General features: G+C 63.1%; 22 protein-coding genes and 1 pseudogene. 14 read left to right on the top strand and 9 right to left on the bottom strand.

The annotated features are described in order from the left end of the window. Positions 1–58: 58 nt before the first annotated feature. Positions 59–1,111 carry a biotin-dependent carboxyltransferase family protein gene (locus HF916_RS47855; RefSeq protein WP_168795489.1) on the bottom strand — a complete coding sequence of 351 codons (1,053 nt, stop codon included), beginning with the start codon at positions 1,109–1,111 and terminating at the stop codon, positions 59–61. Then, the gene (gene pxpB, locus HF916_RS47850; protein ID WP_168795488.1) at positions 1,108–1,761 is read right to left on the bottom strand and encodes a 5-oxoprolinase subunit PxpB; all 654 of its coding nucleotides are present in this window, start codon (positions 1,759–1,761) and stop codon (positions 1,108–1,110) included. Before pxpB ends, HF916_RS47855 begins: the two co-directional genes overlap by 4 nt. A 207-nt stretch (positions 1,762–1,968) precedes the next feature. On the opposite strand from pxpB, the gene HF916_RS47845 reads away from it, so the two are divergent. Next, positions 1,969–2,481 (top strand): winged helix DNA-binding protein, encoded by a 513-nt coding sequence (locus HF916_RS47845; protein ID WP_168795487.1) that lies wholly within the window; start codon positions 1,969–1,971, stop codon positions 2,479–2,481. A 77-nt stretch (positions 2,482–2,558) separates the two neighbouring features. On the opposite strand, the gene HF916_RS47840 is transcribed toward HF916_RS47845, so the two are convergent. Next, on the bottom strand, positions 2,559–3,101 hold the full coding sequence (locus HF916_RS47840; RefSeq protein ID WP_240975738.1) for a 5-formyltetrahydrofolate cyclo-ligase: 543 nt from the start codon (positions 3,099–3,101) through the stop codon (positions 2,559–2,561). A gap of 77 nt (positions 3,102–3,178) precedes the next feature. Between HF916_RS47840 and HF916_RS47835 the strand changes: the two genes are divergently transcribed. The 4 genes from HF916_RS47835 to HF916_RS47820 all read left to right on the top strand — a co-directional run bounded on the left by HF916_RS47835 (position 3,179) and on the right by HF916_RS47820 (position 8,092). Then, positions 3,179–5,146 (top strand): lytic transglycosylase domain-containing protein, encoded by a 1,968-nt coding sequence (locus tag HF916_RS47835; protein ID WP_168795486.1) that lies wholly within the window; start codon positions 3,179–3,181, stop codon positions 5,144–5,146. An 82-nt stretch (positions 5,147–5,228) separates the two neighbouring features. Beyond that, a complete protein-coding gene (locus HF916_RS47830) occupies positions 5,229–6,182 on the top strand; it encodes a complex I NDUFA9 subunit family protein (RefSeq protein ID WP_168795485.1) in 954 nt (317 codons plus the stop codon). Positions 6,183–6,209: 27 nt separating this feature from the next. Continuing rightward, on the top strand, positions 6,210–6,863 hold the full coding sequence (locus HF916_RS47825; RefSeq protein ID WP_168795484.1) for a glutathione S-transferase family protein: 654 nt from the start codon (positions 6,210–6,212) through the stop codon (positions 6,861–6,863). After that, entirely contained in the window at positions 6,860–8,092 is a 1,233-nt protein-coding gene (locus tag HF916_RS47820) for a multifunctional CCA addition/repair protein (protein WP_168795483.1), read from the top strand. The genes HF916_RS47825 and HF916_RS47820 overlap by 4 nt, the downstream gene beginning before the upstream one ends. A gap of 172 nt (positions 8,093–8,264) precedes the next feature. Here HF916_RS47820 and HF916_RS47815 read toward each other — a convergent pair whose 3' ends face one another. Next, entirely contained in the window at positions 8,265–8,459 is a 195-nt protein-coding gene (locus HF916_RS47815; protein WP_168795482.1) for a DUF2905 domain-containing protein, read from the bottom strand. Between the two features lie 22 nt (positions 8,460–8,481). After that, the gene (locus HF916_RS47810; protein ID WP_168795481.1) at positions 8,482–9,672 is read right to left on the bottom strand and encodes a class I SAM-dependent methyltransferase; all 1,191 of its coding nucleotides are present in this window, start codon (positions 9,670–9,672) and stop codon (positions 8,482–8,484) included. Positions 9,673–9,685: 13 nt separating this feature from the next. Between HF916_RS47810 and HF916_RS47805 the strand changes: the two genes are divergently transcribed. The 5 genes from HF916_RS47805 (at position 9,686) to glmS (ending at position 15,375) form a co-directional block, all read left to right on the top strand. Further along, positions 9,686–10,504: an SDR family oxidoreductase gene (locus HF916_RS47805; RefSeq protein WP_168795480.1), complete on the top strand. Its 819-nt coding sequence runs from the start codon at positions 9,686–9,688 to the stop codon at positions 10,502–10,504. A gap of 90 nt (positions 10,505–10,594) precedes the next feature. Beyond that, positions 10,595–10,990 carry a dihydroneopterin aldolase gene (locus tag HF916_RS47800; protein WP_012434647.1) on the top strand — a complete coding sequence of 132 codons (396 nt, stop codon included), beginning with the start codon at positions 10,595–10,597 and terminating at the stop codon, positions 10,988–10,990. A gap of 3 nt (positions 10,991–10,993) precedes the next feature. Beyond that, positions 10,994–12,004, top strand: a complete 1,011-nt coding sequence (gene ttcA, locus HF916_RS47795; protein ID WP_168795479.1) for a tRNA 2-thiocytidine(32) synthetase TtcA — start codon at positions 10,994–10,996, stop codon at positions 12,002–12,004. Between the two features lie 125 nt (positions 12,005–12,129). Further along, entirely contained in the window at positions 12,130–13,491 is a 1,362-nt protein-coding gene (gene glmU, locus HF916_RS47790; protein ID WP_168795478.1) for a bifunctional UDP-N-acetylglucosamine diphosphorylase/glucosamine-1-phosphate N-acetyltransferase GlmU, read from the top strand. Between the two features lie 66 nt (positions 13,492–13,557). Further along, positions 13,558–15,375, top strand: a complete 1,818-nt coding sequence (gene glmS / locus HF916_RS47785; RefSeq protein WP_168795477.1) for a glutamine--fructose-6-phosphate transaminase (isomerizing) — start codon at positions 13,558–13,560, stop codon at positions 15,373–15,375. Between the two features lie 149 nt (positions 15,376–15,524). On the opposite strand, the gene HF916_RS47780 is transcribed toward glmS, so the two are convergent. Next, positions 15,525–16,175, bottom strand: coding sequence for a DUF429 domain-containing protein (locus HF916_RS47780; protein WP_168795476.1), 651 nt, complete (start codon positions 16,173–16,175; stop codon positions 15,525–15,527). Positions 16,176–16,367: 192 nt separating this feature from the next. Here HF916_RS47780 and HF916_RS47775 point away from each other — a divergent pair, with 192 nt between their 5' ends. Beyond that, positions 16,368–16,745, top strand: coding sequence for a response regulator (locus HF916_RS47775; protein WP_106303752.1), 378 nt, complete (start codon positions 16,368–16,370; stop codon positions 16,743–16,745). A 97-nt stretch (positions 16,746–16,842) separates the two neighbouring features. Here the strand turns inward: HF916_RS47775 and HF916_RS47770 are convergent, their stop codons facing one another. The 3 genes from HF916_RS47770 to HF916_RS47760 all read right to left on the bottom strand — a co-directional run bounded on the left by HF916_RS47770 (position 16,843) and on the right by HF916_RS47760 (position 18,606). Next, positions 16,843–17,445: a copper-binding protein gene (locus HF916_RS47770; RefSeq protein WP_168795475.1), complete on the bottom strand. Its 603-nt coding sequence runs from the start codon at positions 17,443–17,445 to the stop codon at positions 16,843–16,845. A gap of 73 nt (positions 17,446–17,518) precedes the next feature. Further along, positions 17,519–17,779, bottom strand: a complete 261-nt coding sequence (locus HF916_RS47765) for a DUF6723 family protein (protein ID WP_168795474.1) — start codon at positions 17,777–17,779, stop codon at positions 17,519–17,521. Positions 17,780–17,958: 179 nt separating this feature from the next. Continuing rightward, complete coding sequence (locus tag HF916_RS47760) at positions 17,959–18,606, bottom strand: glutathione S-transferase family protein (RefSeq protein WP_168795473.1); 648 nt, start codon at positions 18,604–18,606, stop codon at positions 17,959–17,961. 114 nt (positions 18,607–18,720) lie between these two features. Between HF916_RS47760 and HF916_RS47755 the strand changes: the two genes are divergently transcribed. From HF916_RS47755 to HF916_RS47745, 3 genes and pseudogenes are all read left to right on the top strand, one after another. Beyond that, positions 18,721–19,704, top strand: a complete 984-nt coding sequence (locus HF916_RS47755) for a helix-turn-helix transcriptional regulator (protein ID WP_240975735.1) — start codon at positions 18,721–18,723, stop codon at positions 19,702–19,704. Positions 19,705–19,857: 153 nt separating this feature from the next. Beyond that, positions 19,858–20,145 (top strand): annotated as a pseudogene (locus tag HF916_RS47750) (alkaline phosphatase family protein); the annotation flags it as partial. An 8-nt stretch (positions 20,146–20,153) separates the two neighbouring features. Then, complete coding sequence (locus tag HF916_RS47745) at positions 20,154–21,419, top strand: cytochrome-c peroxidase (RefSeq protein ID WP_431311445.1); 1,266 nt, start codon at positions 20,154–20,156, stop codon at positions 21,417–21,419. Positions 21,420–21,440: the final 21 nt, after the last annotated feature.

Here is a 21,440-nt window from a genome sequence, read left to right as displayed (position 1 = left end):
GGTTTTCCTGGGCCCCCTCGGCGGCTGGCGCGAAGCGCCAGGTTGGGGACGCTCATCGTTACAGTGCCGCGACGGTCGACTGCCGCGCGCAGCGTTCTTCATGCATCGCGATCGCGGCGTCGATCTGCCGCAAATACGTACGTTCTTCCAGTAAAGCCTGGCGCGCCTCGTAGGGCGTCGTCGGGATGAAGCGGACCGTGGCGTTCAGGCGGACTTGCGCGAGTTTCCACAGATCGGCCTGGATCACCGCGCCTATCTTTGGATAGCCGCCGGTGGTTTGCGCATCGCTCATCAGCACGATCGGCTGGCCGTTCGGCGGCACCTGGATCGTGCCGGGCAGCACCGCGTGCGAAAGCAGATCGGCTTTGCGGGTGCGCTTGAGCTCGCTGCCCGCGAGGCGGTAGCCCATGCGGTTACTGTTCGGCGTGACGAGCCATTCATCGGACCAGAACGACTCGTGGGCTTCATCGGTGAAGCTCTCGTATTCCGGCCCGCGCAGCACGCGGATCGGCACGGCCCACGGTACGCCCGACGGATGACGGCCACGCCGCAGCGGCTCATGGACCAGCACGAACTTGCACCAGGCGGGCGCTTTCACGCCGAACTCCGGCGACTCGGGTGTAAAGCCGAGATGGCCGCGCTGCGGCGGCGCGCCGACCGGCAGGCGGTCGCCGTCGCGCAGCGCGCGGCCGCCGAGTCCGCCGAAATGACCGGCGAGATCGGTGCTGCGCGAGCCGAGCATCGGCAGGACGTCGACGCCGCCCGCCACGCACACGTAGCCACGCATGCCGCGCTTCGCCGCATTGAGCACCAGCTCCTGACCGGCCTGCACCGGCAGACTCCACCACGAGTAGACCGGCTTGCCGTCGAGCGTCGCGCCGAATTCGGTGCCGGTGATGGCGACCCGCGTGGCGCGCAGAAAGCGCAGCACGGTCGGGCCGAAAGTGATTTCCAGACCCGCCGCATCGGGCCGGTTGCCGACCAGCCGGTTGCCGACTTCGAGCGACAGACGATCGAGCGCGCCACCCATCGCGACGCCGAGATGCCGGTAGCCGTGACGGCCGAGGTCCTGAATCGTGGTCAACAGACCCGCGCGAATCACATCGATCATGCGTGTATCCCCGCGATGGTGAAGCGCACCCGGTCGCCCGGCTGCAACAGCGTGGGCGGCCGGCGCGCCGGGTCGAACAGCGGCAGCTCGGTGCGGCCGATCAACTGCCAGCCGCCGGGCGAAGTGGCCGGATAGATGCCGGTCTGTTCGCCGCCGATGCCGACCGACCCGGCCGGCACTTCGAGCCGCGGCGAAGCGCGGCGCGGCGTGTGCAGCGCGGCTTCGAGCCCGCCCATGTAGGCGAAGCCCGGCTGGAAGCCGAGGAAGAACACGACATAGTCGCCCTGCGAATGACGTTCGACGACTTCGCGCACGCTCAAGCCCGTGTGATTGGCGACCGTTTGCAGATCGGGGCCGAATTCGCCGCCGTACTGCACCGGAATCTCGACTTCGCGGCCGGGCGCGGGCGCGTCGCTCACCGCATCCCAGGCTGCTTGCAGATGGCTCACCAGCGCGTCGCGGTCGGCCTCGAGCGGATCGAAGACGAGCGTGAGGTTGTTCATGCCCGGCACCACCTCCAGCACATGCGGCCAGTCGCGCGCGGCCTCGGCGGCCGCCCACACGCGCCGCTGGCATTCCAGCGTGGCGGGCGGCGGCGCTTCGCAGACTAGCGCGGCATCGCCGAGCGGAAAGATTCTAGGTTGGCTCATGGATTAAGGGCCCAGGTCGAGTCGGAGGATTCGGGCACAGCACGCCCTTTGATCGGTTATCGGCATCTGGCAGGCGATGGTTGAAGCGTACATTATCAATAAAATATCAACAATTTATCAATAAGCGTTTTTGCCAGGCTCCCTGGGATAGGATGCGCGTCGTACACTCCCGACACCTTCCCAACCTGTCTCCCGAGAATCGTCACCATGTCGCGCCATCCCACCAAGATCGTCTCCTCGGAACATCTCGTGTCCGAGACCAGCGCGGAACTGTCCGAACTCGAGTACGCGCTCATCATGGCGGGCAATGCATTCAACCGATGGATGGTGCGCTGCATGTCGGCGGCAGGCGAAAAGGACATGACCGCCATCGAGGTCTCGCTGCTGCACCACGTCAGCCATCGCGAGCGCCGCAAGAAGTTGGCGGACATCTGCTTCGTGCTGAACATCGAGGACACGCACGTCGCCACCTACGCGTTGAAGAAGCTCGTAGCTAGAGGGTATGTAAAAAGCGAAAAGACCGGCAAGGAAGTGTTCTTCTCGGCGACCGATGCAGGCCGCGACCTCTGTCTGAAATATCGCGAGGTGCGTGAGAGTTGTCTGATTTCGACGCTGAAGGAAAGCGGCCTGACCAACGAGCAGATCGGCGAAGCGGCGCAACTGATGCGCAACGCCTCAGGCCTTTACGACACGGCCGCGCGAGCGGCGGCGTCTTTATAACAGCAGGTCTGTCTGTTTTGCCGCAGCGCGGCGCGGCGCGCCGCGCCGCCGCAAAAAAAGCGGCGCGCGCCAGATGCTCAGTCCACCGGGCGCGGGTAGAGCGCCGCCTCGGTGACGATCAGGTCGAGCGGAATGTCGTGGGCTTCGCGTAGAAATGCCTGCGTGCGGCATGCTTCATACGCGATGCCGACCGTGATCGGCTTGGTCTCTCCCGGCCACGCAGCCAGCGTGCGATCGTAATAGCCGCCGCCGTAACCGAGCCGGTAGCCGTGCGAATCGAACCCCACGCACGGCACGAACAGCAGTTGCGGAATCACAAGGCGCCCGGACGTGGGCTCACCGATCTTGTGGTGACCGATCCTCATCGGCGTGGTGGGGGTCCATGCGTGAAATTCAAGCGGGGCGCTGCGTTCCTTGACCACCGGCAGACTCGCCTCGCGTTGGGTGCTCGCCGCGAGCCAGACCGAGATCGCGGCGCGCGCGTCGAACTCGCCGGAGAGCGGCCAGTAGAATCCCACGCTATGCACGCCGTACTGCTTTAACGCATCGAGCAGGTGCCGGGCGAGCGCGGTATTGTGCGCCGGCTCGGAAGCGGCTTGTAGCCTTGCTTCCAATAGCATTTTCCGCAGCGCCTTTTTCGATTCCGCGGCAGGGTTGCATGCTATGCTTGGGTTCAATTCGCGCTCCAGAAACAACGATGTCAAAACGCCTTTACCGAGTATATCGCGCGGCCGGTCTTGCGCTTGCCGCTGCGGCACTCGTCGCTTGCAGCACGGCCTCCGCCGTCAAGCCCCTTCCCCTTTCGCAACTCACGAACGACGACCAGATCTTCGTCCAACTGCGCGAGGCCGCCCGCGGTAACGACGCGGCGCGCGCAGCGCAACTGGCCGCCATGATTCCGAGCTACCCGGCGCCTGCGTATCTGGAGTACTTCCAGGTCAAGCCGCAGCTGTTCGATTCGAGCGGTCACGCGCGGATCGACGCGCCGGACGCGCCGGTGCTGGCATTCCTGCAGAAGTACGACGGCCAGGCGATCGCCGACCGCATGCGCAACGACTACCTCACGGTGCTCGGCACGCGTCATGACTGGCGCAACTTCGATCAGCAATACGCCCGCTTCGTGCTGAACGACGACACGCAGGTGAAGTGCTACGCGCTCGAATCGCGCGCCTCGCGCGGCGAAAACGTCGCCGACGCGGCGCGCGCGCTGCTGGTCGATCCGAAGTGGTACGGCGACGGCTGCGTCGATCTGGTCAACTCGCTGGCCATCAACCAGCAGTTCAGTTCCGCCGACGTGTGGCAGCAGATCCGCCTCGCGTACGAACAGAACTACGCCAACACGGGCGCGAGGCTCGTCGACGCGCTCAGCAACCAGCCGCCCGATCCGGTGCTGTTCAATCAGGCCACCACCACGCCGCCGCTGTTGCTGGCGCGCGGCGTCGGTCCGGATACGCAGTCGCATCAACTGGCGTTGCTGGCCATCACGCGCATGGCGCGCAACGATCCGGCCATGGCTGCGGCCACGTTTGCGTCGGTGGCGCCGTCGCTGAGCTCGCCCGAGCGCGCCATCGGCTGGGGCACGATTGCCTATCAGGCGGCCACCAAGCAGATGCCGAGCGCGGTGGACTGGTATCGCCTGTCGGTGAATGCGCCGCTGTCGAATCCCGCGTATGAATGGCGCACCCGCACCGCCTTGCTCGCGGGCGACTGGACGATGGTGCGCTGGTCGATCGAACAGATGCCCGCTGCGCTGCGCAATCAGCCGTCGTGGGTGTATTGGCATGGCCGCGCGCTCAAGCAGGCCGGCGACACGACCACGGCCAACCAGGAATTCGAGTCGATCTCGCAGGGCTTCAACTTCTACGGCCAGCTGGCCGCGGAAGAACTGGGCCAGAAGATCACGGTTCCGCCGAAAACCACGGTGAGCGACGCCGAAGTGCAACAGGCCGGCAACACGCCCGGCTTCGATCTGGCGCAGCGTTTCTACGCGCTGAATCTGCGGCTCGAAGGCAATCGCGAATGGAACTGGCCGCTGCGCACCATGAGCGACCGGCAACTGATCGCGGCTGCCGAATACGCGCGCCGAATCGAACTGTACGATCGCACTGTCAACACGGCGGACCGGACGAAGAGCGAGCACGATTTCTCGCTGCGGTATCTGTCGCCGTTCAAGGATATCGTCGAGCGCGATTCGCAGTCGAACGGACTCGACGTGGAATGGGCCTATGGCCTGATTCGCCAGGAGTCGCGCTTCATCATGAACGCGCGCTCGGAAGTCGGCGCAAGTGGTTTGATGCAGTTGATGCCGGGCACCGCGCAACTGGTCGCGAAGAAGATCGGCCTCGGTCCGATCTCGCGCGAACAGATGAACGACATCAACACCAACATCCTGCTGGGCACGAACTATCTGTCGATGATCTACAATCAGTTCGATGGATCGGCGGTGCTGGCCACCGCGGGCTATAACGCAGGCCCCGGCCGTCCGCGCAACTGGCGGCAGTCCTTGCAGCATCCGGTGGAAGGTGCGATCTTCGCCGAGGCGATTCCGTTCCAGGAAACGCGCGACTACGTTAAGAATGTGTTGTCCAACACGGTCTACTACGCGGCATTGTTCGAAGGCCGTCCGCAATCGCTGAAGGCGCGTCTGGGTTATATCGCGCCGTAAAGCGCCGTGCCGCCGCCGCTCCATTAAGAGGCGGCGGCGCGCCACGCCAGCCGTTGCCGCGGCTTCCACCAGGGAGTCGAAAATGCGACATAAAGCCATTGCGATCATCGGCGGTTCCGGTTTTATCGGCAGCCATCTCGTCAACGCCCTCGTCGAAGTGGGCAAAGACGTGCGCATCGCCACCCGGCGGCGCTACAACGCCCGCCATCTCACCCTCTTGCCCATCGACGTGATCGAAGCGGACGTATTCGATCCGGTCCAGCTCGCGCGCTTCGTCGAAGGCGCCGATTGCGTGATCAACCTCGTGGCCACGCTGCACGGCAAACGCGGCACGCCGTATGGTCCGGAGTTCGCGCGGATGCACGTGGAACTGCCGACCAAAATCGTGGCCGCGTGCGAAGGCAAGGGCGTGCACCGGCTGCTTCATATCAGCGCGCTGGGCGCCGATACGAACGGTCCGAGCATGTACACGCGCTCGAAGGGCGACGGCGAGAAGGCCGTGCACGCGGCGAATCTGGCGTGGACGATTTTCCGGCCCTCCGTGGTGTTCGGCCCGGAGGATCAATTCCTCAACAAGTTCGCCGTTCTGCAACGGATGTTTCCGGTGATTCCGCTTGCCATGCCGGATGCGAAATTCCAGCCGGTCTATGTCGGCGATGTGGCGAAGGCGATCGTCAACGTGCTCGATCTCGATGCCGCCGGTGGCCGCACCTATGAACTGGGCGGCCCCACCGTTTACTCACTCGAAGATCTCGTCAAATATTGCGGCGATGTGATCGGCAAGCACGCACGCATCATCCGCTTGCCCGAGGCGTTCGCGCGCCTGCAGGCGCTGACCTTCGAAATGGCGCCTGGCGAACCGGTGATCTCGCGCGACAATCTCGATTCGATGAAAGTCGACAACGTGTTGAGCGGACCGCTTGCGCCTGAACTCGGCATCGAGCCGGCCAGCATCGAAACGATCGCGCCGATCTATCTGACCGGTGCGTCGACGCGTTCACGCTTCGACACATTCCGCGCCAGCGCGGGACGTTAAAATTTCCTCTCATTCCTTATACAAAGCATGAAGCTGCTTATTGGTGACAAAAATTACTCTTCATGGTCGATGCGGCCGTGGCTGCTATTCAAACACTTCGGCATTCCGTTCGAGGAAGTGCTGATTCATCTGAATCAGCCGGACACCAACGCGAAAGTGCTCGCCCTTGCGCCGTCGGGTCCGGGCAAGATCCCATGCGTGGTCAACGACGACGGGTCGGCCACGTGGGATTCGCTGGCGATCGCCGAAACGTTGGCTGAGCGTTTTCCTCAACATGCGCTGTGGCCGCGCGACGCGGCGGCACGCAGTCGCGCGCGCAGCGTGAGCGCGGAAATGCACTCGGGCTTCGGGGAGTTGCGCTCGAACATGTGGATGAACATTCGCGCGTCGTTTCCGGGCAGGAACGCGACGCCGGGCGCGCTGGCCGATATCGCGCGTATCGAGGCGATCTGGCGCGACTGTCTCGACACTTATGGCGGCCCGTTTTTATTCGGTGAATTCGGCATTGTCGACGCAATGTATGCACCGGTCGTGATGCGCTTCAACACGTGGCAACCGGCGTTGTCGGAAGTCTCCAAAGCTTATGTGCGGCGCGTGACGGAACTGCCGGCGGTGAGAGCGTGGATCGACGACGCGCTGAGCGAAACGCACGTGGCTCCATACCTAGACGTATGCCCATGAATATCTACGCAGTAGGCGGCGCGATCCGCGACGAGCTGTTGGGCGTACCAGTGCAGGACCGCGATTACGTGGTGGTCGGCGCGACGCCGGAGCAGATGGTGGCGCAGGGTTACCGTCCGGTGGGCAAGGACTTTCCGGTGTTCCTGCATCCGCAGACGCATGAGGAGTACGCGCTCGCCCGCACGGAGCGCAAGACGGCGGCCGGTTATCACGGCTTCCAGTTCTTCTATGCGCCGGATGTCACGCTCGAGGAAGACCTGGCGCGCCGCGACCTGACGATCAACGCCATGGCGCGCGAAGTGCGCCCGGACGGCGAGTTAACCGGTCCGGTGATCGACCCGTTCAACGGCCAGGGTGATTTGCAGGCGCGCCTGTTTCGCCACGTCAGCGATGCATTTCTCGAAGACCCCGTGCGGATTTTGCGGATCGCGCGGTTCGCGGCGCGCTTTGTGGATTTCACGGTCGCGCCGGAGACGCTGGCACTCATGCGAAAGATGGTGGCCGACGGCGAAGTGGACGCGCTGGTGGCCGAACGCGTGTGGCAGGAAGTGTCGCGCGGCCTGATGGAGAGGAAGCCATCGCGCATGTTCGAGGTGCTGGGCGAGTGCGGCGCGTTGGCGCGGATTCTGCCGGAAATCGACGCGCTATTCGGTGTGCCGCAGCGCGCCGACTATCACCCCGAAGTGGACACGGGCGTGCACGTGATGATGGTGGTCGATCATGCCGCGCAGCAGGGTTATGCGCTGCCGGTTCGATTTGCTGCGCTGGCGCATGATCTCGGCAAGGCGACCACGCCCGAAGACGTGTTGCCGGGGCATATCGGCCACGAGGGACGCAGCGTGAATCTGCTGAAGCCGTTATGCGAGCGGCTAAGGGTGCCGAACGATTGCCGCGATCTTGCGGTGCTGGTTGCGCGTGAGCACGGCAACATTCATCGCGTGATGGAGATGGGCGCTGCCGCGCTGGTGAGGTTGCTCGAGCGTAGCGATGCGATCCGCAAACCCGCGCGTTTTGCTGAAGCCTTGCAGGCATGCGAGGCGGATGCTCGCGGGCGGCTCGGGTTCGAGATGCGGGAGTATCCGCAGGCTGAGCGGTTGAGAGTCGCGCTGGTCGCCGCGCGGGGCGTTGATGCGGGCGCAGTGGCTAAGCGGCTTGCCGATGCGCCTGCTGGGATTAAGGATGCGGTGCATCAGGAGCGAGTGCGGGCGGTGGAAGCAGCTATTGGGTGAGGGTTTGGCCTGCTCGGCGGGTTTTTTGTTTCTGTGTGCTTAGGGTTTTGGCCTTTTCTTGCTTTGTTAGTGGTCTATTAGTGCCGCCCCGCACAGGGGCAACGCCAATAGACCACTAACAAATCAAGGAAAGGCCAAAAAAACACCACCGCCAAAGGCAAAAAAACCTCATTCATAAAACCCTGGCAAGAATCGACAACACCATAGAAAGCACCAACGTCGACATAAACGGAAACGGGTACTCCCGCCCAAAGATCCGCAATGTCACATCGCCGGGCAAACGCCCAATGCCGATCTTCCTGAGCCACGGCCAGCAAGACGACAGCACCGCCACGGCAATAAACGTAGTCAACAGCCAGCGAATCATGGCCAGCTCCTGAAACAAAAATTCACAGCGTATGCGACCGGTCGCCGCTCGAAAACGCTTGCAGCGTGTCATCCAGTCCGCGCGAAAACGCGATCACCTTGAACAGTTCGCCCATCTCCGCCTCCGACAACAACTTCTGCACCGCATTCGCCGCAGGCAAATATCTCGCCGAATCTGCAGGATCGATCTCGGATAACACCTCGGTAATCCCGGCATTCAGCAGAAACCGCGCTTGCGACGTAAAGCCCAGCAAGTCCGCGCCCGTCTCGACGCCGGCTTCGGCGATCCCGGTAAATTCCACGTGCGCCGTGATGTCCTGCAAACCCGGATAGAGGAACGGATCGCCATGCGCCCGGTGCCGGTAATGGCACATCAACGTGCCTTGCGCGCGCTGCGCATGGTAGTACTCATGACGCGGAAAACCATAGTCGATGAAGAACGCCGCGCCGCGCGCAAGCATCGTGCAGATGGTGCGTGTGAATGCGCTCGCGGCGTCGTGCGTTTCGGTCACGTAGTCTTCGCCGGCGGTTTCGATTTCCGACAGCAGTGTGAGGTCCGCAACGGCGGACACAGGCCGACCTTCGAAGGCGAACGCTTCATCGCGCCACACCACGCCGCGCTCTAGCCAAGTCCCACCGCTGAAGGCAAATAACCGCGCCGGCATTGCGTCCAATACCTCGTTGCCGATCACCACGCCCTCGAACCGCTCCGGCAAAGCATCCAGCCAGCGCACTTTGGCCGCGAGGGCGGGCGCGGTGGCTTCGATCGTCTCGCGTTGGCGTTCGCGGAGTTCGCCCGACAGATCCACGATCGAGTAGCTGTCGAATTCCGCGCCCAATGCGTCGAGCGCGTTCAGCACGCCGGAAGCGAGTTTGCCCGTGCCGGCGCCGAATTCCATTACGTCGCGCGTGCCGCTCGCCTGCAAGGCCTCGGCAACCGGGCGCGCCAGCGTCGCGGCGAACAGCGGCGACAGTTCCGGGGCGGTGACGAAGTCGCTGCCGTCATCGCCGCGCAGCCCGAATTTGCGGGCGCCGCCGCTGTAATAGCCGAGCCCCGGCGCGTACAGCGCTCGTTCCATGTAGCGGTCGAACGGCAGCCAGCCGCCCGCGGTGGCGAGCTCCGCGCGGATCTGCGCGACCAGCGCTTCGGACTGCGCAAGCGCGCTCGGGCCGGGAGCAGGTAAACTATCGGGTTGGTGAGCTTTCGGATTCATCCCCGCATTGTAAATGACCGCCTCTCTGGACACCGCCGCCCCCCGCGCGCCCGAAACGCCGCGCGTCGTGCTGATTACCGGCGCCGCCCGCCGTATCGGGCGGGCGCTCGCGCTCGGCTTTGCCGCGCGCGGCTGGGACGTGGCCGTCCATTACGGCGCCTCGCGGGAGGAAGCCGACGAACTGGTCGCGGAAATCGCCGCCCTGGGCCGCCGGGCGGTCGCCTTGCAGGCCGAATTGGGCGATGAGGCACAAGTCGAGCGGCTTTTGCCGGCTTGTATCGACGCCTTGGGCCGGCCGTCGTGTATCGTCAACAACGCGTCGCGCTTCGAAGAAGACACGGCGCAAACCGTCGGTTACGAGCTGCTGCTGAAGCTGACCGCGATGAACGTCGGCGCACCGCTGGTGCTGGCGCGGCGGCTATTCGAGGCGACGCCGGAAGCCGCGCGCACCGACGAAAGCCTGCGCAGCGTCGTCATCAACGTGCTGGATCAGAAGCTGTACAACATGAACCCGGACTACCTGTCCTACACGCTGACCAAGGCGGCGTTGCAGACAGCCACGGTCGCGCTGGCGCAGGCGTTGGCGCCGAAAGTGCGGGTGGTCGGGCTCGCGCCCGGTCTGACGATGCAATCCGGCGATCAAACGCCGGACGGTTTCGCGGCTGCTCACCGTACTACGCCTTTGGGCCGCGCGTCGCGGGCCGAGGATATTGTCGCCGCCGCGCTGTATCTCGCGGATGCAGCGGGCGTCACCGGAACGACGCTGGTGGTCGACGGCGGGCAGCACCTCGTGCCCCTGCCGCGCGACGTTATGTTTTTGACGGGCGCCTGAAGCGCGCGCGGCCGGCCGTGATAGCGGCGGCCGCCGCGCTGTGAAGCGCCCCTTTGCGTGCTCCGCACGCTTTTTTCGACTGGAACGAACATGTTTGCCGCTCTTTCGCATCCCCGGCTCGCCGATTGCCGCCGGCTCTTTCTGCGCAATTACGAAGTGCACATCAACATCGGCGTGCACGACTTCGAAAAGCGCGGCGAACAGCGCGTCGTGATCAACGTCGAACTGTTCGTGCCGCTCGCGCTGTCCACGCCGGTTCAGGACAAGCTGAATGAAGTCGTCGACTACGACTTCATGCGGTCGACCATTTCGCGCCGCGTCGAGCAAGGCCATATCCACTTGCAGGAAACGCTCTGCGACGACCTCGTCAAGACCATGCTCGAGCATCCGCAAGTGCGGGCCGCGCGCGTGTCCACGGAAAAGCCGGACGTTTATCCTGATTGCGACGCGGTGGGCGTCGAAGTCTTCCGTATCAAAGAGGATTGAGCCATGAATGCTCCGGAAATCCTGAACGGCGCCGCGACCGCCTCGACTGCTGATGCACCCGAGGCCACGCAAGCCGTCGCGCGCGCCAAGACGCCGCTCACGCGCCGCGAGCAGAAGGAAGCGTACGAGAACAACAAGCTGTTCAAGCGGCTCGCGCGCCAGGTCGGCGAGGCAATCGTCGACTTCAACATGATCGAGGACGGCGACAAGGTCATGGTGTGCCTGTCGGGCGGCAAGGACAGCTACGCGATGCTCGAAATTCTGATGCGGCTGCGCGAGCGCGCGCCGATCAACTTCGACATCGTCGCGGTGAACCTTGACCAGAAGCAGCCCGGCTTTCCCGAGCACGTGCTGCCCGAGTACCTGAAGCAACTCGACATTCCGTTTCACATCGAGAATCAGGACACGTACAGCATCGTCAAACGGCTGGTGCCGGAAGGCAAGACTACCTGCTCGCTGTGCTCACGGCTGCGCCGCGGCATTCTTTACCGCGTGGCCGGCGAGCTCGGCGCGACCAAGATCGCGCTCGGCCATCATCGCGACGACATTCTGCAAACGCTGCTGCTGAACATGTTCTACGGCGGCAAGCTGAAGGGCATGCCGCCCAAGCTGCAATCGGACGACGGCAAGAATATCGTGATTCGCCCGCTCGCCTACGTGAAGGAAACCGATCTGGAGAAGTACGCCGAACTGCGCGAATTCCCGATCATTCCGTGCAACCTGTGCGGCAGCCAGCCGAATCTGAAGCGCGCGGAAATGAAGGCGCTCGTGCGCGATTGGGAGAAGCGCTTCCCGGGCCGCATCGAAAATATGTTCAATGCACTGTCGAACGTCGTGCCCTCGCATTTGATGGATCACAAGCTGTTCCCGTTCGCGGGCCTGCGTGCGACCGGCGAGGCCGATCCGCAAGGCGATATCGCCTTCGACGAGGCGCCGTGTTCGACCGATGCCGGCGGCGGCGCGATGCCCAACGCAACAAAATCGATATCCATCGTCCAGTTCGACGATCTTTGACAAAAACGCTCGTCGTATGGGCGTTTCCGCACATTGCAGCACGCAGCAAGGCCGCCACAGCGGCCTTTTTCGCTAGAGGGTGCGTGTTAGAATCGTCGCCTCCAAACTCGTCTATTTGCCGTGCCATGAACATTGTGATTTTGGCGGCAGGCACCGGCAAGCGTATGCGGTCCGCGCTTCCCAAGGTGCTTCATCCCCTGGCTGGCCGGCCGCTCCTCGCTCACGTCATCGACACGGCTCGCACGCTCAAGCCCACGCATCTCGTGGTGGTGATCGGCCATGGCGCCGAAGCCGTGCGCAAAGCCGTTGCCGCGCCGGACGTCCAGTTCGCCGTGCAGGAACAGCAACTCGGCACGGGGCACGCGGTGCAGCAGGCGTTGCCGCTGCTCGATCCGTCGGCGCCCACGCTGGTGCTCTACGGCGACGTGCCGCTCACGCGCGCCGGCACGCTGCAGGCGCTGACCGAGCGCGCGGGGCAGGGCGGCTACGGCGTCCTCACCGTCACGCTCGCGGACCCGAGCGGCTATGGCCGGATCGTGCGTGACGCGCAAGGCAAGGTGGCGCGCATCGTCGAGCAGAAAGACGCGACGCCCGAGCAGCTTGAGATCGCCGAGATCAACACCGGCATCATCGTCGCGCCGACCGAGCGTCTGGGCGGCTGGCTTGCCGCGTTGAAGAACGACAATGCGCAAGGCGAGTTCTATCTGACCGACGCGGTCGAGATGGCGATCGAAGCCGGACTCGAAGTCGTCACCACGCAGCCGGACGACGAGTGGGAAACGCTCGGCGTGAACAGCAAGCAGCAGCTTGCCGAGCTCGAGCGGATTCATCAGCACAACGTGGCGGATGCGCTGCTGGTCGCCGGCGTGACGCTGGCCGATCCGGCGCGGCTGGATGTGCGCGGCACGCTCGAATGCGGCCGCGATGTCTCGATCGACGTGAACTGCGTATTCGAAGGCCGCGTGACGCTGGCTGACAACGTCACCATCGGGCCGAACTGCGTCATCCGCGATGCGAATATCGGCGCCGGTACGCGCGTCGACGCGTTCACGCACATCGAAGGCGCCGAAGTCGGCGCGAATGCCGTGCTCGGACCGTATGCACGGTTGCGCCCCGGCGCGTCGCTGCACGACGAGTCGCATGTCGGCAACTTCGTCGAGGTGAAGAACGCGGTGCTCGGCCGCGGTTCGAAAGCGAACCACCTCACGTATATCGGCGACGCGGATATCGGCGCGCGCGTGAATATCGGCGCGGGCACCATCACCTGCAACTACGACGGTGCGAACAAATTCCGCACGATCATCGAAGACGACGTGTTCGTCGGTTCGGATACGCAATTGGTTGCGCCGGTGCGTGTGAAGCGCGGCGCGACGATCGCGGCGGGCACCACGGTCTGGAAGGACGTCGAGGCGGACGCGCTGGTCCTGAACGACAAGACGCAAACGAGCAAAACGGGCTACGTGCGCCCGACCAAGAAAAAGAGCTGATGGGCATGGCGCGCGTACGAGGCGCGCTCCCTGAAACGCAGCACTAGCACTGAAAAGGAATGAGTCATGTGTGGCATTGTCGGCGCGGTAGCGCAACGTAACATCGTTCCCGTCCTGATCGAAGGACTGCGTCGCCTCGAGTATCGCGGCTACGATTCGTGCGGCGTGGCCGTGCTTGGCAAGGACGGTCCGCGCCGCGCACGCAGCGTGGCGCGTGTGGCCGATCTCGACGAGCAGGTGCGCGAGAACCATCTCGAAGGCATCACGGGTATCGCCCACACGCGTTGGGCGACGCACGGCGCGCCGGTCACGGACAACGCACACCCGATCTTCTCGAAAGATGCACTGGCGTTGGTACACAACGGCATCATCGAGAACTACGAATCGCTGCGTGAAATGCTGCGTGGCATGGGCTACACCTTCGTCTCGCAGACCGACACAGAGGTTATCGCGCATCTGATTCACAGCCTGTATCGCGGCGATCTGTTCGCGGCGGTGCGTGAAGCCGTCGGGCAATTGCACGGCGCGTATGCGATCGCCGTGTTGCACAAGGACCAGCCGCATACGGTGGTCGGCGCGCGCCAGGGTTCGCCGCTGGTGGTCGGGCTCGGCCAGGGCGAGAACTTCCTCGCCTCAGACGCGTTGGCGCTCGCGGGCAGCACGGAACGGTTCATCTTCCTCGAAGAAGGCGATGTGTGCGAACTGTCGCTCGAGGGCGTGCGAATCGCCGATCGCGACGGCAATGAAGCGCAGCGCGAAGTGCGTCAGGTGGCGGCGTATGGCGGCGCGGTCGAACTCGGCCCGTATCGCCACTTCATGCAGAAGGAAATTTTCGAGCAGCCGCGCGCGATCACCGACACGATTCCGCAAGCGGATTCGTTCGATGCGTCGCTGTTCGGCGAGGGCGCGGGCAAGGTGTTCGCGGAGATCGACAGCCTGCTGATCCTGGCGTGCGGCACCAGTTACTACTCGGGGCTGACCGCGAAGTATTGGCTCGAATCGATCGCGAAGATTCCGACTCAGGTGGAAATTGCCAGCGAGTATCGCTACCGTGAGTCGGTGGCGAATCCGAAGTCGCTAGTGGTGGTGATCTCCCAATCAGGCGAAACGGCGGACACGCTCGCGGCGCTCAAGCATGCGCAGGAACTCGGTCACAAACATACGCTGGCGGTCTGCAACGTCGGTACGAGCGCGATGGTGCGCCAGACCGAGTTGTCGTTCCTGACGCACGCGGGCCGCGAGATCGGTGTGGCGTCGACCAAGGCGTTCACCACGCAACTGGTTGCGCTGTTCGTGCTGGCGGCGACGCTGGGCAAGATGCGCGGCCGTGTGAGTGAAGAGCAGGAAGCGGGATACCTGAAGCAACTGCGCCACTTGCCGGCGGCGCTAAATAGCGTGCTGGCGCTGGAGCCGCAGATCATCGCGTGGTCGGAAGAGTTTTCGCGCAAGGAACATGCGCTTTTCCTCGGGCGTGGCCTGCACTATCCGATCGCTCTCGAAGGCGCGCTGAAGCTCAAGGAGATCTCGTATATTCACGCCGAGGCTTATCCGGCCGGCGAGTTGAAGCATGGGCCGCTCGCGCTGGTGACGGAAGCGATGCCGGTGGTGACGGTGGCGCCGAACGACGCGCTGCTGGAAAAGCTGAAGTCGAATATTCAGGAAGTGCGTGCGCGCGGCGGTGAGCTGTATGTGTTCGCGGATGCCGATACGAAGATCGTCAATGACGAAGGTCTGCATGTGATCCGGATGCCGGAGCACTATGGTTTGTTGTCGCCGATTTTGCACGTGGTGCCGCTGCAGTTGCTGGCGTATCACACGGCGTGTGCCCGGGGTACAGATGTGGACAAGCCGCGGAACCTGGCGAAGTCGGTGACGGTGGAGTGATTGCCGGGCTGGGTCGTTGACGGTTGTTCGTGTGTAATCGAAGCGCTTCTGCCCTGTAGGTAGAAGCGTTTCGCGCTTTACGGCATCGTATTCGTTGCTGGCGGCCCTTGAGCCCGTGGATTCAAATTCAATCGCGCAAGGAGTCTGACTTAGGTCCTTCTGCTGCCGTTAGTTTGAGCGGGCACGACGATGAATCCGCCGAGTTCATCGCCATACGCCACGACTTTCCGTTCATGCAGGAATTTTGCGGTCAACGCGCACAGCGCCGCATCCACTTCGTCGATAGACCTTAGCGAAGCTGCTTCAATTCCCGCATCTTTCAGAACCTCTGGGCGTTGCGTTCGTTTTTTCTTCGCAGAAGCGACTTCATTCTTGAGAAGCGCGCCGGTAATGGCGTGGGGAAACGTCTCGAAGCAGACTCGACCATTGGTTGCTCCTCTATTCTTGAAAAGAGGAAAATGCGGTGCGAATGCCTGATAGACACGCTCGCCGTTGAACATCCACCCGTAAAATCCGCTCTGACTGGCCAAGGCCAGTTCACGAGTCGGCGTGGCAAACGAAAAGATTCGTTGCCGGGCGAGTTCTTTCTCGGCTTGCCTGCCGGCTTCGCCAACTCGCCACAAACAGGGCGCATCAACACCTACCGCTGTCACCTCGAATTGGAGGCACTTTTCGAGCATATAAGCTGGCGGCTGCTTGCTGATGTTGCACACAATCTCGGTGCCACGGAGGATAACGAGGTGATTCCCCTTCCGGTCCCCGCCAATATCGATTCCAGCTACAGCTCGTTCCGACTTCATCGTGCAATGGCTCCTAAATTGAATCCCAGCGTCGGCGCGCGATTTTGTCCCGGCGGCGATTGTTGCAGGTGCGGTGCGGTTTTACTCAGCATCTTTTACTACATCGGAGGCGATTGAGCTCGCCTGAATGCCGTGTGAACTTTGGCCGGCATCAAGCTGCCAAATGGAATATGGCGACTCGGATTAATGGGTATGGCAAGCGTACTGCTGGTAGACGATGACGAGGAGGCATTGGCCGCATGGGGCGCCATTTGTGCCGCTGATGGATTTGAAGTAAGGAGCGCGAGCGACGGCCGGTCAGCCCTGGCCATGTTCATTGAAGCCCCTGTCGATATCGTGGTCGCAGATTGGCGGATGCCAGTCATGTCGGGTAGCGAGTTCTGCCATCGGTTGCGAACACTTCCCGGATTAGCCGACTTCGCTTTCATTCTGGTTTCCGGAGAGCCTAGTCCACCCGCTTTCGTCAGCTACGACGGGTTCCTTCGTAAGCCGGTAGATGGGCCAATTTTACTGGCCACGATGCATCGGCTGCTGGCCGACCACGTTACGCATCGACAACGGCAGCGGTAGGTGCTGCCAGAACCCTTCGCGAAACATAACCTGGACTTGCGCACTACAAGCGGCTCTGTCATCGTGAGTCGTCGAACTGCGGCATCTATAGCGAGCGCTACTCCCTCACCAGTTCCACCGCCGCCGCCGAAACAAATTCCGCGCGCACGCTATCGCCGACCTTCAACCGATCGAGCGAAATTCCGTTTGCGGCGCTGAGCACCTGCTGATGCTTCGGGCCACGCAGCGTCACCATGCGGTTCTTGCGATCGATCTTCATCACCGTCGCGACCACCTTCACGCTATGCGCCGACGACGCGTAGCCCGCTGAAGCCGGTATCGCCGCGGTCGTCTCCACGCGCTCGCGCACACCTTTGGTCGCAAGCTTGTCGATGTTGACCAGCAGCGCTTGCTGATAAGCAACGTTGAGCTTGTCGCCGACCCTGAGCCGACTGACATCGGCCAAGGCAGGATTGACGTCGATATCGGCGAGGTTGCCGCGCGGACCACGCAGCGTGACGCTATTCGTGACGGTGTTGATTGCGACCACGCGAACCTGCGCGTGAATCACCTCGGCGCGCCCGAGCGCCTGTTGTCCGGCGGGAGCTTCGGCGTCCTGCGCGAAGCTGGATTGACAGAGCGTGGCGGCGAGCACGCTCACGAGAGAGGCCGCACGCCACACGACCGCGGCCGATGAACCGACTTTGCGCGCACAGGTCATTTGCTGCTCCCAAAGTGATCACCATCGACGATGAACGCAAGCGATCAACGCAACACAGGCCACGCGCTCGCGCCTACAACTCCGGCCGCGCCAGATCGCTGGTGACAATATGTTCGCCGTACACCTGCGCCGCCGCGATGGCTTCCAGCTTGGTCGCGTACGGCCCGAGTTCGGGCGCGCCGTCGAACGGAAACAGCACGCGTCCGTCGGTGGTTCGAACCACTTTCAACACGCCGAAGAAACGCCGGTAGCCGGCCAGCTTCGACGCGGCCGAAATATCAAAATCGTCCTCCGACGTCGCGGGGACGCTGGGAATAAATACGGTCTTGCTCATACCTGAAAACATCTCTTGTTCGATGGGCCGGCACCGGCACGAAACGCCAAGCCTACACCCGGTTGTCCCGGGAAGATATTCGCCGGCGGGCTTCATTGTCTCAAATCCGGGCGGATTCAACCGGCGAGCCCGCACGCGAGCCGGGCGGTGGTCGGTGACAAGGCCGCCCGCAAGTCTGGTCAGGCCTCTTTGACTGCCGCCGCGTGCTCGGCCGCCAGCGCCACGTCCCGCTCGCTCACGCGCACGAAGCTCGGCCGCGAGCAGATGCGTTCGACGTACTCGAGCAGGACCGGCGTTTCGGGCACCAGCTTGAACATCATTCCCCAATGCAAGGCGATGCCCCACAAGATATCCGCCGCCGACATCGTGTCCCCGAGCAGGTAGGGCGCGGCTTGCAACTGGCTCGTCACCGTTCCGATCATCGAATCGAAATCGCCGTAGGGTGACGTGGCGGCCGGGGCGGGTTCTCGCTTCATCGCCTTGTCGACCAGCGCCGGTTCGTAGCACGCCGCGTAGTACACCAGCCAGCGCAAATACGGCCCGCGCAATGGATCGTCGAGCGCCGGCGCAAGACCGGCTTCAGGAAACAGGTCGGCCAGATAGATGAAGATGGCGACCTGTTCGGTGACCAGCGCGTCGCCGTGAAGAATCGCCGGAACTTTACCGAGCGGATTGACGGCGAGATAGGGTGCTTTGCGCTGCTCGCCGGCTTTCATGTTCAGCACCTTCAACTGGTACGGCGCGCCAAGCTCTTCGAGCAGCGTGAGCGCGCTGACGGAGCGGCATTGCGGCGAGTGGAACAGCGTGATCGTGCGATCTGTGGTCATGGCTTGAGCTTTCCCGAATGAGCGTGGTGGACGAAAAAACCGGACTTGAGGCAACGACGAGGCGCCGGGCATGCGTTCATCCTAAGCGTCCATACCTGTCAGTTTGTGTCAGGTATGTCTACACTTATCCGCATGAGAGCGAGCCGCCTTCTTTCCATCCTGATGACGCTGCAGGCGCGTGGCCGCGTCACCGCGCAGTTCCTCGCCGATGAATGCGCGGTGTCGTTGCGCACCATCTATCGCGACATCGACGCCCTGAGCGCCGCAGGCGTCCCTGTTCATAGCGAGCGCGGGGCGGAAGGCGGCTACCGGCTGCTCGACGGCTACCGCACACGGCTGAACGGCTTGTCCTCGCAGGAAGCGGAGTCGCTGTTTCTCGCCGGCCTGGCCGGCCCGATGCAGGCGCTCGGCCTAGGCGCGGTGATGGCAGGCGCGCAGACCAAGTTGCTGGCCGCGCTGCCGGTCGAATTACGCTCGACCGCGGAGCGCATGCGCTCGCGTTTTCATCTCGACGCCCCCGCCTGGTTTTCGGACGCGGACGAGCCCGCCCATCTGCCATCGATCGCGCGTGCGGTGTGGGAGCAGCATCCGCTGGAAATTCGCTATCAGAGCTGGAAAGCCGAGAAGTTTCGCCGGATCGAGCCGCTCGGCATCGTGCTGAAAAGCGGCGCGTGGTATGTGGTCGGGCGCGTCGAGCCGGATGTGCGCATCTACCGCATTTCGCGCATTCTCGAATTGAGCTTGCTGGACGAGACGTTCGAGCGCCCGCCCGCGTTCGATCTTGCCAGTTACTGGCAAGACAGCACGCAGCGTCTCTCCGAAGAAATACACGCGAGCGAAGCGACACTGCGTCTGTCGCCTTGGGGCGTGCGGATGCTCGACATTTTCACGTCGCCGTTCGCGCGTTCGGCGGCGATCATCGGCGAGCCGGATCCGATCGATGGTTGGCGCACCGTGACGCTGCCCGTCGGCTCAGTGAGGCAGGCGTGCGCGGAGTTGCTGCGCTTCGGCACCGAGGCCGAAGTGTTGGCGCCACCCGAGTTGCGCGCGCACATGTCGGAGGTTGCGGCGGCACTGCATCGCCGTTACGCGCAATGACGGCGCATCGGCACCCGTCGCACACGCGCTCATACGGTGCGTGAGATGACCGGCATACGGCAACAATGCGACTCGATTCACGGCGACGGCATACACGCTGCATACAGTTTGCCCGCGAATAAAACTCCAATTCCCAAGGGCAAAAAACATGTCACACGCTGCAGCCAGCAACCGGGTCCGAATCTACCGGCGTTGCCGCAGACCTCGTCGCTGACGTACAAGGGTTTGACGATCAACCTGACCAAGCAGAGCTTCGGCGGCGACCAGACCGGCGCGGTCATGATCTCGAAGTTCATCAAGCCGGGAACGGTGTCGACGGTGCAGTACAACCATTATTCGATGCTCAAGAGCATCGAAGACATCTTCCAGCTGGACCACCTCGGTTATGCGGGCCAGGCCGATCTCGTCGGGTTCGGCGGCGACATCTTCACGAACCTGTAAGCGACTCGATGCTGTTTCCTGCAATGCGATTGACCACGCTCTTCGGCGCGCAATGGGCGGGGCTCGCTGCGCTGCTTGCTGCAGCACTGCTGCCCGTTGCCGCGGTGGCTGCCGCTGCGGCCGACACGAAGCCTGTCTATAGCGATGCCGCCGCGCTCGGCAAGCTGATCTTCTTCGATGCTTCGTTGTCCGCCTCGGGCAAGATGTCGTGCGCGAGCTGCCATAGCCCGTCGCACGCGTATGGGCCGCCCAACGGGCTCGCGGCGCAGTCGGGTGGGGCGGACATGCACTCGCAAGGCACGCGCGCCGTGCCGAGCCTGCGCTACGTGCTGAACCGTACGCCGATGTGGAGCCACGCGCAGGCGGCGAGCCTGTCCGAGCGTCTGAGTGAGACGGACAACGCGCCGGTGGGCGGTTTCGGTTGGGATGGCCGCTTCAACCGTCTGCACGATCAGGCGAGTTTCCCGCTGTTCAATCCAAACGAGATGGCCAACAAGGACCCGGCGGCCGTGCTCGCGAAACTGGAGCAGGCGCCGTACGCGGCGCGCTTCAAGGAAGTGTTCGGCCAGAACATCTTCGTCGATCGCGCCAAGGCGTTCACCCAAGCCATGTATGCGATCGAGCGCTTCGAGCTCGAAGACCCGAGTTTTCATCCGTACAGCAGCAAGTTCGACTACTATCTGGAGGGTAAATTGCAACTAACGGCACAAGAATTGCGAGGCAAAAAACTGTTCGACAATCCGGCGGCCGGCAATTGCGCCTCCTGCCATATCGATCAGATGGGCGTCGACGGCTCTCATCCGCTGTTCACCGACTTCAATTTCCAGGCGCTCGGCGTGCCGCGCAATCCCGAGTTGCGGGCGAATGCCGATCCGAAGTACTTCGATATGGGCTTATGCGGTCCGCTGCGGACCGATCAGTCGAGCGACAAGAGCAATTGCGGGCTCTTCAAATCGGTGTCGCTGCGCAATACGGCGACGCGGCAGGTGTTCTTCCACAACGGCCGGTTCCATACGCTGAAGGACGCATTGCGCTTCTACGTGCAGCGCGACACCAATCCGGCGAAGTGGTATCCGAAAGACCCGCACGGCAAGGTCGACAAATTCAACGATTTGCCGGTCGCGCTGCGCGTCAACGTCGATACGACCGACGAGCCGCTCACACGCAAAGCCGGTGAACGCCCAGCCTGGTCGGAGCGCGATATCGACGACGTCGCCGCTTTCCTGGCGACGCTGAACGACGACTACGTGCTGAAGCCGAAGCCATCGCACTGAAGCGCAAAAGAAGAAGGGCCG

The organism is Paraburkholderia aromaticivorans (genome assembly GCF_012689525.1).
In the GTDB taxonomy this organism is placed as follows: domain Bacteria; phylum Pseudomonadota; class Gammaproteobacteria; order Burkholderiales; family Burkholderiaceae; genus Paraburkholderia; species Paraburkholderia aromaticivorans_A.
The sequence above is the reverse complement of the archived record's forward strand: the minus strand, read 5'-3'. Positions and strand labels throughout refer to the sequence as shown.

Coding starts and splice junctions, on each gene's coding strand:
- HF916_RS47855 (WP_168795489.1), bottom strand. CDS start 1,111: ATGATCGATGTGATTCGCGCGGGTCTGTTGACCACGATTCAGGACCTC.
- pxpB (WP_168795488.1), bottom strand. CDS start 1,761: ATGAGCCAACCTAGAATCTTTCCGCTCGGCGATGCCGCGCTAGTCTGC.
- HF916_RS47845 (WP_168795487.1), top strand. CDS start 1,969: ATGTCGCGCCATCCCACCAAGATCGTCTCCTCGGAACATCTCGTGTCC.
- HF916_RS47840 (WP_240975738.1), bottom strand. CDS start 3,101: ATGCTATTGGAAGCAAGGCTACAAGCCGCTTCCGAGCCGGCGCACAAT.
- HF916_RS47835 (WP_168795486.1), top strand. CDS start 3,179: ATGTCAAAACGCCTTTACCGAGTATATCGCGCGGCCGGTCTTGCGCTT.
- HF916_RS47830 (WP_168795485.1), top strand. CDS start 5,229: ATGCGACATAAAGCCATTGCGATCATCGGCGGTTCCGGTTTTATCGGC.
- HF916_RS47825 (WP_168795484.1), top strand. CDS start 6,210: ATGAAGCTGCTTATTGGTGACAAAAATTACTCTTCATGGTCGATGCGG.
- HF916_RS47820 (WP_168795483.1), top strand. CDS start 6,860: ATGAATATCTACGCAGTAGGCGGCGCGATCCGCGACGAGCTGTTGGGC.
- HF916_RS47815 (WP_168795482.1), bottom strand. CDS start 8,459: ATGATTCGCTGGCTGTTGACTACGTTTATTGCCGTGGCGGTGCTGTCG.
- HF916_RS47810 (WP_168795481.1), bottom strand. CDS start 9,672: ATGAATCCGAAAGCTCACCAACCCGATAGTTTACCTGCTCCCGGCCCG.
- HF916_RS47805 (WP_168795480.1), top strand. CDS start 9,686: ATGACCGCCTCTCTGGACACCGCCGCCCCCCGCGCGCCCGAAACGCCG.
- HF916_RS47800 (WP_012434647.1), top strand. CDS start 10,595: ATGTTTGCCGCTCTTTCGCATCCCCGGCTCGCCGATTGCCGCCGGCTC.
- ttcA (WP_168795479.1), top strand. CDS start 10,994: ATGAATGCTCCGGAAATCCTGAACGGCGCCGCGACCGCCTCGACTGCT.
- glmU (WP_168795478.1), top strand. CDS start 12,130: ATGAACATTGTGATTTTGGCGGCAGGCACCGGCAAGCGTATGCGGTCC.
- glmS (WP_168795477.1), top strand. CDS start 13,558: ATGTGTGGCATTGTCGGCGCGGTAGCGCAACGTAACATCGTTCCCGTC.
- HF916_RS47780 (WP_168795476.1), bottom strand. CDS start 16,175: ATGAAGTCGGAACGAGCTGTAGCTGGAATCGATATTGGCGGGGACCGG.
- HF916_RS47775 (WP_106303752.1), top strand. CDS start 16,368: ATGGCAAGCGTACTGCTGGTAGACGATGACGAGGAGGCATTGGCCGCA.
- HF916_RS47770 (WP_168795475.1), bottom strand. CDS start 17,445: ATGACCTGTGCGCGCAAAGTCGGTTCATCGGCCGCGGTCGTGTGGCGT.
- HF916_RS47765 (WP_168795474.1), bottom strand. CDS start 17,779: ATGAGCAAGACCGTATTTATTCCCAGCGTCCCCGCGACGTCGGAGGAC.
- HF916_RS47760 (WP_168795473.1), bottom strand. CDS start 18,606: ATGACCACAGATCGCACGATCACGCTGTTCCACTCGCCGCAATGCCGC.
- HF916_RS47755 (WP_240975735.1), top strand. CDS start 18,721: ATGTCTACACTTATCCGCATGAGAGCGAGCCGCCTTCTTTCCATCCTG.
- HF916_RS47745 (WP_431311445.1), top strand. CDS start 20,154: ATGCTGTTTCCTGCAATGCGATTGACCACGCTCTTCGGCGCGCAATGG.